Genomic DNA, 13140 nt, shown 5'->3' on the forward strand with positions numbered 1-13140 from the left:
ATTTAGAATGATATATCCCATTGAATTCGAAAACGCCATTCTTTCTGCTCCATCCTTTCTGGGCTTTCATAATCAAAATGCGTAACTTCCATGGTGAGTTTATTCCTATGTTCTTTAAAAAACCAGTTAAAAGCCATACCCATTTCTTGCTCCTTGCTGTAACCAAAATCCGTATTTGGCGTGTAATGCGCGTATATTCCAGCAACCTCTAAGGGTTTAGGAACAAAGTCTAAAATATTTGAGAAAAAATAACCTGCTTGCAGATAATAACCTGTTAATGTTCTGTCTGTGTTGGTTTTATAATCTGTAATTTTTTTGATGTGATTTTCATTTTGCCAAGAAAACCCCCGATATTTAAAAGCCGTTTCAAATAAGGCTTGATTTATACGATATTGACCCGGTTCATTACTATCGTAACCTACCAAATTACCACCACCTGCTGAAGAAAACCGGGTGTACTGGCTTCTATTAGTTGCTGCGGCAATAGCCAATAAAGCACTAGGTTTTTCATGAAATTTGATATCAGATCCGGTCATTTCTAATTCACGACCAAATAAATTGTATTGTAATCTACCAACATATAATAAATGATTATCGTCATTTATTGTGGAGCCTCTTCCGGTTCCTGTCAATACCGAAACATGATATGTGAAATCCGCTGCAGTTTCAGGAAAAATGCGACCTGAAAACTCTATTCCTTGTTGTCTATCTAATGTAAAAGGCCTGTTAATGATGGACCGATCCACCATTTGTTGTTTACCAGATGATATAATTCTTTCTCGACTATAATAGGTTTTCCATTGCCCAATTTTAATTTTAAAAAAGTCCCAACGCTCAATCATAACGCGAAAATCCAAAAGATTCCCTTGGGCAAGTTCATACTCAAAATAATATTTAAGCCATGGTTTATAGGCATTTCCACCTATTTTTAAACGGGCTCTATTTATCTTGAATGATGTTTTATTATCTTGAAAAAAATCATCAAAATTAACGGGGCTTTGGTCGTTAGGTGTGGCAAAACGAAACTGTAATCGTGCTTCTAAATGAAGTGAGTAATTTTTATCAGGCGTACTAAATTGAAACCCTTTTTTGGTGTATTCAACATTAATTTTTTCTGAAGAAATAGAATCAGTTTGTGCTATAAGTGTATTAATAGCAACAAACTGAAGTAAAATAATTGATAAAAAAGTAGTCGATTTAATGGACATAGCTATTAGAACTCAAAGTCTTTTTAAGATTTTAAGTGATTTTATGGTATCAAAAATTAAATACGGGTTACTTTAACAGCGTTCATACCTTTCATACCTTTTTCTAATTCAAAAGATACGGCGTCATTTTCTGCTATTTCGTCAATTAAGCCACTAACGTGACAGAAGTATTTTTCTTGATTTTCAGAATCAATAATAAACCCAAAACCTTTGGAGTTATCATAAAAAGAAACTTTCCCTTTTCTTACGGGATCAAATTCTTCAATATCACTGTCATCACGTTTTGGAATGCTTACTTCAATACTTTCTGCATCAACTTTAACACGCATATTTGGATCTGGTGGTGTATCCGTTAAATTTCCATTGAAATCAACATAAGCAATAGGAATACCGTCACTTCCGCTTTCTTCTTTATCAAGTTTTCTAGCTTCCATTTTTTTACGTTTGTCCTCACGTTTCTTTAAACGCTTCTTTTCCTTTTCACTTTTGTTAAATGTCTGTTGCGATTTTGCCATTGTTATTTTATAGTAATTTTTTTAGGGTTAAATTGAAGAAATAAAATAATAATAACATGGTTTAAAAAGAACTATGGTCGTATTATAAGCCTAAATTCAGATTTTAGGTTACTCCTGCAATGCGTACAAATATAAGATATTAATTTCCTATTTGAAAGTTACACATGGAATTCTGCAAATTCGATACCTAAAGTGTTTTCAATATTCTGGATTAACTTGCGCTCATCGTCTAAAATTAAAGCTATAGAACGCCCTTTTTTACCAGCTCTTGCAGTTCTTCCACTTCGGTGTGTATAATATTCTAGTTGCTCTGGCAACTGATGGTGAATAACAAATGCCAAATCGTTTACATCAATACCACGAGCAGAGACATCAGTAGATACCAATATTTGAACAGATTCATTTTTAAACGCACGCATTACTTTATCCCGTTCTTTCTGTTGCATATCGCCTTCCAAAGCACCAACTGAAAATCCTTCATTCAATAACGCTTCTGTTAAGTTTTGGGTTCCAGCTTTTGTTTTGCAGAAAATTATTCCACGTTGTTTTTTAAAGCCTTCTAATAAATTAATTAAAACTGAAACTTTACCTTTTATGGAAGTTCTTATAAATTGATGTGTAATATTGGCGTTTACCAAACTATTTCTATTTACTTCTATTTTAATCGCTTTTGGCGACATATAGGTTTTTATCATTTTCTGAATTTCTACAGGCATGGTAGCCGAAAACAACCACGTAAAACGCTTTCCAGATGTAAATGTTAATATGCGATTTAAATCCTGTTTAAAACCCATGCTTAACATTTCATCAGCTTCATCTAAAACCAATGTCTTAATGTTTTCAATATCAATATCACCACGATCAATTAAATCTAATAAACGTCCTGGTGTTGCAACAATAATATGAGTAGTTCGTTTTAAAGCTTTAATTTGTTTGTCAATTTTTTCACCACCATACACACCTTCTGCAAAAATCTTATAATCGCAATATTTGGTAAATCTGAAAAGTTGCTTTTGAATTTGTTGTACCAACTCACGTGTTGGAGCTAAAATAAGCGCTTGAATTTCCGATTTATTAGGATCTATTTGATGTAGAATAGGCAGCCCATAAGCAGCCGTTTTTCCGGTTCCTGTTTGCGCTAAACCAATTAAATCGGTTTGTTTTTGCAATAAAACAGGTATTGCTTGGGCCTGAATTTCAGTTGGCTTTTCAATGTGGAGTTCTTTTAAGGCTTTTATATATTCTTTACGAATGCCTAAATCGGAAAATGATGTCATAATAATTTTATTGAGCTGCAAAGGTAGATTTATTTCAGCACTATTGTATAATTAAAAAAGGGAAACTGTTAAGCCATACATTAAGCTTATATTTGTTGTATAATTCCTGAAGTTATTAGCCATGCATCCAAATAATAAACATCTTAAACCTTATGATTTTGTAAGATTAATTCATGCAAATCCAGATTTAAAACCATTTGTTTTTACGAATAAGTTTCAAACAAAAACTATTGATTTTTCTTTATCAGATGCTGTTTATCAATTAAATAAAGCCATTCTTATTTCGGATTATGGATTAACGGATTATCAATTACCTAAAGGTTATTTGTGCCCTCCTATTCCTGGTCGTGCGGATTATTTACATTACCTAAACGATTTAATTACTTCTGAAACTTTACCTGTTAAAGGCTTGGATATTGGCGTTGGCGCAAATGCTATTTATCCAATTTTAGGAGCAAAACTGTATCAATGGCGCATGGTTGGTGCAGATATTAATAAGCAATCTGTTGAAATTGCTCAAAACAACATCAATTTAAACTCGAGTTTGGAGGGTTTGGTTGAAATTCGTTTTCAGGAAAATCCTGCATATATTTTTTCTAATATTATAAAACCGGAAGAATATTATCATTTTACCATGTGTAATCCACCGTTTCATGCGTCCGAACAAGAAGCTCTAAAAGGAACACAACGTAAACTGAAAAATCTGAACTTGGATAAAAAAGCAGCTCTTAATTTTGGAGGTCAATCGTATGAATTATGGTGTAATGGTGGGGAAGCTTTATTTATAAAACGCATGATTAAGGAAAGTAAAACATTTAGTAACCAAGTAGGTTGGTTTACAACATTAGTTTCTAAAGCGGCCAATTTACCCAAGCTAATCAAGCAATTGGACAAATTAGGTGCAACACATCAAGTTATTGATATGGCCCAAGGTCAGAAAGTATCCCGAATTTTGGCTTGGCAATTCTCCAATTAATCCAATTGGTAGTAACCACATTTTAAGTAAGCACCTTCTGGAAAACTGATAGGATGATCGGAGTCATGTTGTGTTTTTAAAACCAATGTATAACGCCTTTTGGCCTGGGACAATGTTGCTTTATTCACATCAAAAAAGGCATCGGCAATAATTCGAGACGAACAGGACGCTAAAACCAACATACCACCTTTTGCAGTAAGCTTTTCTCCTAGTTGTGCTAATTGGGCATATTTCTTTTTGGCTAACTGTATTTCGGACTGTTGCTTGGCAAAACTAGGAGGATCAATAACCACCACATCAAAGGTTTTACCAGATTGGATGAGTTGTTCCATTTCAGCAAACGCATCACCTGCAATAATATGATGATTCCCAGTATAGTCGTTCAACCTGCCATTTTCTAAAGCTATTTCAAGCGCTTGCTTACTTATATCTAAACTTGTGACTTCTTTTGCGTGATTGGCTAAAGCATGAACTGAAAATCCTCCAGCATATGAAAACACATCCAACACCGTTTTACCTGTACTTAATTTGCCCACACGAAGTCTGTTTTCTCTGTGATCTAAAAAGTAACCCGTTTTATGACCTTTTATGACATTGGCGGAAAAATGAACACCATGTTCTATAAATTTTACGACTTCATTTTCCAAAGTGCCGTAAATTACGGAACCATCAACCAAACCGAAATCTGCTTGTTGCAAATTTCTGCTTAAGCGCATAACAACCGTCTCTACATTGGAAATAGTTATAAGCATTTCGGTTATATCCTTAATGTATCCTAACCAAATTTCAGAATATACTTTAATTACCAAAACATTGGCATATACATCAGCAATTAATCCTGGAAAGCCATCGTTTTCACCAAATAATAAGCGATAACCTGTAGTATTTGTTTTTAAGAGTGAAGCTCGTTTTTTAAAAGCAACATCTATTTTACTTTGGAAGAATGCTGAATTAATCGTTTTGGGTTCACCATGATGTAACATTTTAATTCTAATTGGCGAAGACGCATCATACAAACCAACACCAATAAACGCATTGTCGCGTTTTCTAAAAATTACGGCAACATCACCTGATTTTCCGTCTTTATTAATTTTTTCAATACTATTTTCAAAAACCCAAGGATGACCTTGAAGCACAGAGCGTTCACCATTTGCGTTTAACTTGATTGCCAATCGTGTGGTTGATTTTTCAAATTCAGGAATAGTAATAGAAGACATGTTGATTATGGTTTGTGCAAAAATAGAAAATGCATAGCAGCTAACAGCTTACTATGCATTTAAAATTATTAGTTGGAGGGTTTTATAAAATTACTTGGGATTTCCAAAAATATCCAACTCCACAACTGGTTTTCCTAGTTTTTTAACTTCAGACCATTGTGTGGCTTTATCACCAACTATGACATAAATCATTTCAGGTTCCTGTAAATATTTATTGATGATGTTTTTATAATCCTCCAAAGTCATGGCAATTAATGCTGCTTGATTCTTTTCAATATAATCATTGGAGTATCCATACTTACTAATATTACGAAGGATAGCCAATTTAGCACCTAAACTTTCATAAGCACGTGTATTGGCTTTTAAAAGCTTGTTTTTGGTTAATTCAACGTCAGCTTCTGTAAAATTATCAGCATAATTAGAAACCATATCTTGTATGATTTCCAATGATTTTAAAGTGGCATTGGCACGAACGCTAGATCGCACTGTAAAAGGAGCCACTTCCAAACTAGTTCCAGTTCCAGAATAGGCGCCATAGGTATAGCCTTTTTCAATACGTAATGTTTGGAATAAACGACCGCTAGAACCACCACCTAAAATTTCATTTGCAAAGTCTAAACTTTGAGCATCGTCATTGGTTGCAGATAAAGCTAATTTCCCAATATTTAAAACGGATTGTTTAGAATCTGGAACATCAATAAAATAAATGGTGTTTTTATTATTTTCCGAAGGTAATTGAAACGTTGGAATTTGTGGCGCTTGACCTTTCCAAGTATTTAAGGTTTCTAATACGCCTAATGTTTCAGATTTTGACATAGCACCTGCAATATGAAAATTCGCATTTTCAGGAACTAAATTGCTGTAATATGCTTTCAAATCGTCTAAACTAATATTTTTAAACGATTCTAACGTACCGTTTCCAGGAATAGCGGATGGATGGTTTTTACCATATAACAATTGGTTATAAGCCAAGCTGGCTATAGCATTTGGATTGGATTCTCTGTCTTTCAAACCAGTTTCCAAACCTTGCATAAGGCGCTTGTATTCGGCCTCGTCCCAACGTGGCTCTAGGATAATTTCCTTGACAAGTGCTATGGTTTCTTCAAAGTTTTTTTCTAAACAAGAACCTGTAATATGAAAATCCTCATTGGTACTATACATATTAATAGTGGCACCTAATAAACCAATAGCTTCTTCTAATTCTGCTGGCGTTTTATTGGCTGTACCTTCAAGCATTAAATTACTTAACATACTGGCAACACCTGCTTTATTTTTAGGATCTAATAGTTGTCCACCAGGAATAGTAATGTCAAACTGTACTAATGGTGTTTCGTTGTTTTCTATACCAAAAACGCGCATGCCATTTTCTAAATTTCCAGTCCAAATGGCTGGCATTTTAAATTTTGGTAATTCGCCAAAAGCAGGTTCGCTTCTATCATATTTGCTAACTGTTTTTTCGTATTCAGCTTCTTCACCTTGACCAACTTCCTCGCTAGCTACGTCTTGTTTCACCTCTTCAATCCAAACCGTTGCTTCTTTAGCATCTAAAACCACTAAATCAAGTTGCCCTTTTGGCACAACACTGGTCATTACGTAATTTTTGTTTTTGATATATTGCTTGAAAACGCGCATAACATCATCTGCAGAAACTGCATTTGTAAGTTTAGCTGTTTTGGTAATATAGCTAGGGTCGCCTGCAAATTCATTATCCTGACCTAATTGGAATGCTTTATTTAAAACCGTACTTACGCCTTGGTATAAATTGGTTTCCAATTCCGCTTTTATACGTTTTAAATCACGTTCATTGACACCGTTTTTCTCAAAACGTATTAAACCTGAATCGATTGCTTTTTTAACAGTATCTAAATTAGTTTGCTCATTCGCTCTAACGCGAAACACAAATTCCCCAGCCAATTCGCTACTGTATTGGTATGTGCTGATGTTTGGTGCTAATTTTTGCTCTTCAACAACGACTTGATATAAAGGAGCGTTCTTACTCCCACTTAACAATTGTCCTAGAATTTGGAGTGCGTAGGAATCTTTGTGATATTCCTCCACGGATGGAAATACCATGCGCAATTCAGGAAGTTTAGCGAAATTATCTTCAAAATATAAAGACTTTGTTTCAGCTAAAGTTACAGGTTGTGGTTGTAAGGATTCTACTTCAGGACCACTTGGAATTTCGCCAAACCATTTTTCGACTAACGTCTTGGTTTCTTCAAAATCAATATCACCTGCAATTACTAAAGTAGCATTGCTGGCTCCGTAATATTGATTGTAAAATTCTTTAACATCTTCTATGGTAGCCGCTTGTAAATCGGGTAAAGACCCTATAACCGTCCAGTTATATGGATGGCCTTCTGGATAGAGATTGGAGCGGATAATTTCATCTGTATATCCATAAGCAGCATTATCCACACGTTGGCGTTTTTCGTTTTTAACAACTTGTTTTTCACGTTCCAAGGCCGCTTTAGTAACCGTATTAATCATATAACCAAACCGATCAGAATCTATCCATAAGATTTTTTCAAAAGCGTCTTTTGGAACAACTTCGTAATAAACCGTATAATCGTTGGAAGTTCCGCCATTACGACTTCCACCCCATTCCGGAATCATTTTTCTGTTAGCACCAACTGGTACATTTTCTGAATCATTAAAACTCATGTGTTCAAAGAAATGAGCAAAACCTGTTTTACCTGGTTTTTCGCGGTTGGAACCTACATGCATTATCGTTGCTACAGCAACAATTGGATCACTATTATCTTGATGAAGTATCACCTCTAGACCATTGTCTAAAGTAAATTTTTCGTAATCAATAGCGAAATCTTTTTCAATTTCTTGAACGGGTTCTTTGGGTTTTTCTTCGCATGACATACAAAAGATGAATAAAGCTATTAAGCTGTAAATTTTTGGTTGCATAGTGTTTAGTTTAGAGTTTAAAGATACTTAAACTCTATAAATGCAATCCGTAAGAAAGCGTTAAAATTATCTATAGCTTTGTAGTGACCTAAATAGAATGGAGCTAACCTTGATTCTAATTTATGAGGATTTTTTTGGTAATTGATTGATTTAAGTAGGAAACCTTAACAACATATAAACCAGAGCTTAACGATGAAATATTTATGCTATTTACTTGAGGCGTTGTAGTTTGCTGTTTTACCAATTTACCGTTTACTGAATAGATATCAATATGGGCATTAGAATTTAAATTTTTGATATACAAATAATCCGTTGCAGGATTTGGATACAATAAAATATCTAAATTTTGGGCAACCTCTTCCCTACTTAATGAGTTACAATCTGTTTCATTAGCAACGAAATGTGAAGCACTATCAATTATCCAATTGGCTAAATAACTAGCTTGAACATCATCTACAAAAATACAAGTCAAATTAGCATTTCCTTCGGCATTGAAGCTTGAGATTCTATGATTTCTAGTGTTTCGGATATCTAACGTATTTAAATTGTTATTACCCAAACGTACAAATCGTAAATCATTGTTTGTAGATATATCAATGTCTTCTAATAAGTTGTTGCTAGCATGTAACAAAAATAATTGAGGTGCATTAAAAAGCTCTAATTCCGCAATGTTATTATTTTCACAGATCAATCGTTTCAAGCCGCTATTAGCGCTTAAGTCCAATTCGGTAAACTGATTATTACTAATATCGACATAGGTAATATCAGAACATTGACTGAAAGAAATGGTATTTAAATTATTACCTGAACATAATAAGCTGCGCAAATCATGATTGCTTGAAATGTTTAAAACATTTAAATTATTAGTACCACAATTTAAAGATTCCAATTCCTGATTATTTGTAACATTTAAAGTGTTTAAATTATTAGAATAACACGAAAGCACCTCAAGTTCTAAATTGTTTGAAACATTAAGTGTTGATAAATTATTTAAACTACAAGCTAATAACTCTAAATTAGGAAGGTGGGAAACCGTTAATGTTTGTAATAAATTATTACTAACATATATTTCTTTAAGAAGGAGATTTTGAGAAATATTTAGTGTTTCAATACTGTTATTATCAATATCCAAAACTTCTAAAAAGGCATTATTAGATAAATCTAAAGTCGACAAATTATTAAAATAAGCATTTAAATATTTTAGGTGAATAAAAGCTTCAATACCAGTTAAATCCGAAATGTTTTTATCATTAATATTCAAATTGTTTACTAATTCGGCATCACTATTTAGTATATTTCCAGTAAGGCCATTAGTATCAATACCTTGATTAATGAGCGCTTGTTCAAAATTTGAATCTGGAATAGCGGTTGTAGTTTGCGCATTGGAGAAACTAGCAAATAGAAACATCATGCAAAAAAACATGATAAACGTAAATTGAGATGTAGGTTTAATTAATGACAAAATTTAAATAATTAATAGCGTTTGGTGCGTTAAATGTATTATTTAATTGTAGCTGAGTCTATTATATTCGTTATGTTAAACATAAAAATCGGTAATCGGCTAATTGGTTGTTATTTAACGCAAAAATTGACCGATAATTAATTGTTAAATCCACGAACAGATTGTTTAAGGAATTGTATTTTTGCAGCTAATTTTACAAACTGTTTATATGTTACCATTATTTCGCATTATTGCTTTTTTAGAAGGTGTTTCTTATATTTTATTACTATTTATTGCTACACCAATAAAGTATCTATCAGACGATCCTCAATATGTTAAAATGTTAGGTATGCCACATGGTATATTATTTATTGCATACATTATATTAGCTATAGTAATTAGCAAAAAAATGGAATGGAGCAATAGTACTCTTGCTAAAGTTTTACTAGCCTCAATTATCCCATTTGGTACATTTTACGTGGAATACCATTACCTTAAGAAAGCTTAAAAAGTATGCAAGATTTACAATGTTTAATTTATGATTATAGTGTAGCTGCAGGTTTATCTGAATCCTATGCGAAAGCTATTAATATGCTAGCTCTGTTAGTAGGTTTGCTTATTATAATTGTAATTGCGGATTTTGTTGCTCGTAAACTTTTAATAAATGTATTTAATAGTTTGGCGGCAAAGTCGAAAACTAATTTTGATGATTTATTAGTTAATCACAAAGCACCAAGAAACATTGCGCATATTGTTCCCTTAATTATTACATTAAAACTCTTCCCTTTTGTTTTTTATGATTACCCCGAATTTGAAAGTCATATTATAGTATTAATTAAGGTTTATGGAATAGTTTTAACCGTATGGATTATTAGAAGTGTTTTACAAACCTTTGAATCTTATTTTAAAACCTTACCACGACTACGAGACAAACCTATAGATAGTTACATTCAAGTAGGCATGTTGTTTATTTGGATTATAGGTTTCGCATCCATTTTAGCGGTTGTAATTAATTTGTCCTTTCTTAAATTTTTCACCACTTTAGGTGCTGCATCAGCCATTCTTTTGTTGATTTTCAAGGACACCATTATGGGATTTGTTGCCAGTATTCAAGTGGCAATTAATGATTCTGTTCGTATTGGCGATTGGATTACTATGGAAAAATATGGAGCTGATGGGGATGTTATCGAGATTAACCTTTCCACGGTTCAAGTTCAAAATTTCGATTTAACAATTACCCATATTCCAACATTTGCACTAATAACGGATTCGTTTACAAATTGGCGTGGTATGCAATCCTCGGGAGGAAGACGTATAAAACGATCTATCCTTTTAAAGGCGAAGAGCATTCATTATTTAACAGATGAAAAAATTGAAAAACTGAAGGATATCCAGTTAATAACCGCGTATTTGAATCAAAGACAAAATGATATTGTTAATTTCAATACATCTAACGCCATTGATAAATCCACTTTAATAAATGGAAGGAATTTAACAAATTTAGGCGTATTTCGTAAATACATGCAAAGTTATATTGAAAACCATTCAGGAATCAATAAAGACATGATGATTATGGTACGTCAATTAGCACCTACCTCTCAAGGATTGCCTTTAGAGATTTATGCCTTTAGCGCCGATAAACGTTGGGCTAATTATGAATATATTATGTCAGATATTTTCGACCATGCTTTGGCTGCCGTTCCTTATTTTGATTTGGAAGTTTTTGAATTATCCACGGTAATTGGTACTTCAAACCAATAGAAATTATGTTAAATAAATCAAAAAACAGAGATTGAAACATCTATAACCTGCATCTAGTCGTAATTATATTGAACTAAAAACTTAACTATAATTATGATTAAAAAAATTTCAATTCTTGTATTTACAAGTGTCGTAGTCATGTCCTGTGTTTCAAAAAAGAAATATGTTGCTTTACAACAGGAAAATGGCGAATTAACAAGTGAACTTCAAAAAACACGAGTTGCTAAAGAAGATTTAGAAAATAAATTCGCCGAAATTCAAGCGCGAATAGACACTTACAATTCCAAATTAAATCAATTAACCGAAGAAAATGATGCCAAATTTGTTTCCGTTGGAGATGATATGATTATCTCTAATGATACACGTAAGCAAATGAATGAGACCTTGAAACATGTGGATCCTGTGGCATTACAAAATGCGGAAACATTAAAAGACTCCATGAATTTAGCTGTTGGTTACAATTTGCGTAAATCCATGGACACAAGCAGCTTAAATGAAGATGATGATATTGCCATTAATATAGATGAGACGGTAGTTATGATTTCCATTTCGGATAAATTATTATTTAATACCGCTAGTTATAAAGTGAGCAATAAGGCCAATAATATTTTACAAAAATTAGCCGATGTTATCAATTCAGAACCAAGTATTGAGGTTATGGTTGAAGGACACACAGATGCTAGAAGTATTAATACAGGGGCTGTTAAAGACAATTGGGACTTGAGTGTATTACGTGCAACATCAGTTGTTCGAAAATTACAAAAGGATTATAATGTTGCTCCTGAAAAACTAATTGCTTCTGGTAGAAGTTTTTACTTACCTGTTGCCGAAAATGATTCGGCAGATGGGCGTTCTAAAAACAGACGTACACGTATCATTATTTTACCAAATATCAATAAGTTTTTTGCCTTAATGGCATCAAACGACGAATAATTAGCTAATATTTTTTTATTAGTCCATATTAAAGGCTGCCTACTTTGGCAGTCTTTTTTATTTTGTTTATTTGTATTACTATGCATTCAGAATTAGACTCAATAGAACAGCAATATCAAGGCTATAAACAAACACCCGCTTTGTGGCTGGAATCGGCTATTATGGAAATTTCACAATTAACCTTACCCAACAATTCAATAGATTCTTATATTAAAACCTTACCCAAGAATTTACGTCTAGGAAAACGTGTGGAACAGTTTGTTTTTAATGAACTGGAACAAAATGACGCGGTTTCCATATTAGTTGAAAATATTCAAATACAAGAACTAAAGCAAACTATTGGCGAACTAGATGCTATAATTACTTTAAATAACGAACCAATTCATTTAGAAATTGTCTATAAATTTTATGTGTATGATGACTCTGTAGGAATTTCAGAAACAGATCATTTTATTGGACCTAACAGAAAAGATAGTCTCGTTGAAAAACTTACCAAGCTAAAAAACAAGCAGCTTCCACTACTCTATAAGCCGCAAACGAAAACATTACTGGCAAATTTAAAATTGGATGTGAGTAAGATTCAGCAAAAAGTTTGTTTTAAAGCACAATTATTTTTGCCCTATAAAAAAGAAATTATGCTAAAGGAATTAAATCCAGATTGTATTGTGGGCATTTACTTAAGAAAAGAACAAGTAGCGACATTTGAAACCTGTAGTTTCTTTTTTCCGAGTAAACCGGATTGGTTAATTCAGCCGCACCACGCTGTAAATTGGATAGATTATGAGGCTTCGCAGGAAGACCTGAATAGAATTTATATTGAAAAAAATTCAGCCTGTTGTTGGATAAAACAGGCTGATGATTCTATTATAAAAAGTTTTATTGTATGGTGGTAA

At 33.1% G+C, this 13140-nt stretch carries 11 protein-coding genes; 5 read left to right on the forward strand and 6 right to left on the reverse strand.

Annotated features, from left to right (window positions below; all coding sequences use genetic code 11):
- Positions 1-2: 2 nt before the first annotated feature.
- The 3 genes from GMA17_RS04870 to GMA17_RS04880 all read right to left on the reverse strand — a co-directional run bounded on the left by GMA17_RS04870 (position 3) and on the right by GMA17_RS04880 (position 3000).
- Complete coding sequence (locus tag GMA17_RS04870; protein ID WP_248399717.1) at positions 3-1208, reverse strand: porin; 1206 nt, start codon at positions 1206-1208, stop codon at positions 3-5.
- 56 nt (positions 1209-1264) lie between these two features.
- A complete protein-coding gene (locus tag GMA17_RS04875; RefSeq protein ID WP_248399719.1) occupies positions 1265-1723 on the reverse strand; it encodes a cold-shock protein in 459 nt (152 codons plus the stop codon).
- 158 nt (positions 1724-1881) lie between these two features.
- Entirely contained in the window at positions 1882-3000 is a 1119-nt protein-coding gene (locus tag GMA17_RS04880; RefSeq protein ID WP_248399721.1) for a DEAD/DEAH box helicase, read from the reverse strand.
- A gap of 121 nt (positions 3001-3121) precedes the next feature.
- Here GMA17_RS04880 and rlmF point away from each other — a divergent pair, with 121 nt between their 5' ends.
- Complete coding sequence (gene rlmF / locus GMA17_RS04885) at positions 3122-3976, forward strand: 23S rRNA (adenine(1618)-N(6))-methyltransferase RlmF (RefSeq protein WP_248399723.1); 855 nt, start codon at positions 3122-3124, stop codon at positions 3974-3976.
- On the opposite strand, the gene GMA17_RS04890 is transcribed toward rlmF, so the two are convergent.
- The 3 genes from GMA17_RS04890 to GMA17_RS04900 all read right to left on the reverse strand — a co-directional run bounded on the left by GMA17_RS04890 (position 3973) and on the right by GMA17_RS04900 (position 9523).
- Positions 3973-5193 carry a class I SAM-dependent rRNA methyltransferase gene (locus GMA17_RS04890; RefSeq protein ID WP_248399725.1) on the reverse strand — a complete coding sequence of 407 codons (1221 nt, stop codon included), beginning with the start codon at positions 5191-5193 and terminating at the stop codon, positions 3973-3975. The two genes, rlmF and GMA17_RS04890, sit on opposite strands and share 4 nt — an antisense overlap.
- Before the next feature lie 90 nt (positions 5194-5283).
- Complete coding sequence (locus tag GMA17_RS04895; protein WP_248399727.1) at positions 5284-8112, reverse strand: pitrilysin family protein; 2829 nt, start codon at positions 8110-8112, stop codon at positions 5284-5286.
- A 115-nt stretch (positions 8113-8227) separates the two neighbouring features.
- On the reverse strand, positions 8228-9523 hold the full coding sequence (locus tag GMA17_RS04900; protein ID WP_248399738.1) for a T9SS type A sorting domain-containing protein: 1296 nt from the start codon (positions 9521-9523) through the stop codon (positions 8228-8230).
- Between the two features lie 259 nt (positions 9524-9782).
- On the opposite strand from GMA17_RS04900, the gene GMA17_RS04905 reads away from it, so the two are divergent.
- From GMA17_RS04905 to GMA17_RS04920, 4 genes are all read left to right on the forward strand, one after another.
- A complete protein-coding gene (locus tag GMA17_RS04905) occupies positions 9783-10061 on the forward strand; it encodes a DUF3817 domain-containing protein (RefSeq protein WP_248399740.1) in 279 nt (92 codons plus the stop codon).
- Between the two features lie 5 nt (positions 10062-10066).
- The gene (locus GMA17_RS04910; RefSeq protein ID WP_248399742.1) at positions 10067-11314 is read left to right on the forward strand and encodes a mechanosensitive ion channel family protein; all 1248 of its coding nucleotides are present in this window, start codon (positions 10067-10069) and stop codon (positions 11312-11314) included.
- A gap of 96 nt (positions 11315-11410) precedes the next feature.
- Entirely contained in the window at positions 11411-12247 is an 837-nt protein-coding gene (locus GMA17_RS04915) for an OmpA family protein (protein WP_248400617.1), read from the forward strand.
- 80 nt (positions 12248-12327) lie between these two features.
- Positions 12328-13140, forward strand: a complete 813-nt coding sequence (locus GMA17_RS04920; RefSeq protein ID WP_248399744.1) for a DUF1853 family protein — start codon at positions 12328-12330, stop codon at positions 13138-13140.

The organism is Bizionia sp. M204, assembly GCF_023205095.1.
GTDB lineage: Bacteria > Bacteroidota > Bacteroidia > Flavobacteriales > Flavobacteriaceae > Algorimicrobium > Algorimicrobium hallyeonense.

Excerpts from the sequence above, each read along its gene's own strand:
- GMA17_RS04890 (WP_248399725.1), bottom strand. The coding sequence starts at position 5,193 with ATGTCTTCTATTACTATTCCTGAATTTGAAAAATCAACCACACGATTG.
- GMA17_RS04895 (WP_248399727.1), bottom strand. The coding sequence starts at position 8,112 with ATGCAACCAAAAATTTACAGCTTAATAGCTTTATTCATCTTTTGTATG.
- GMA17_RS04910 (WP_248399742.1), top strand. The coding sequence starts at position 10,067 with ATGCAAGATTTACAATGTTTAATTTATGATTATAGTGTAGCTGCAGGT.
- GMA17_RS04920 (WP_248399744.1), top strand. The coding sequence starts at position 12,328 with ATGCATTCAGAATTAGACTCAATAGAACAGCAATATCAAGGCTATAAA.
- GMA17_RS04905 (WP_248399740.1), top strand. The coding sequence starts at position 9,783 with ATGTTACCATTATTTCGCATTATTGCTTTTTTAGAAGGTGTTTCTTAT.
- rlmF (WP_248399723.1), top strand. The coding sequence starts at position 3,122 with ATGCATCCAAATAATAAACATCTTAAACCTTATGATTTTGTAAGATTA.
- GMA17_RS04875 (WP_248399719.1), bottom strand. The coding sequence starts at position 1,723 with ATGGCAAAATCGCAACAGACATTTAACAAAAGTGAAAAGGAAAAGAAG.
- GMA17_RS04880 (WP_248399721.1), bottom strand. The coding sequence starts at position 3,000 with ATGACATCATTTTCCGATTTAGGCATTCGTAAAGAATATATAAAAGCC.
- GMA17_RS04870 (WP_248399717.1), bottom strand. The coding sequence starts at position 1,208 with ATGTCCATTAAATCGACTACTTTTTTATCAATTATTTTACTTCAGTTT.
- GMA17_RS04900 (WP_248399738.1), bottom strand. The coding sequence starts at position 9,523 with ATGATGTTTCTATTTGCTAGTTTCTCCAATGCGCAAACTACAACCGCT.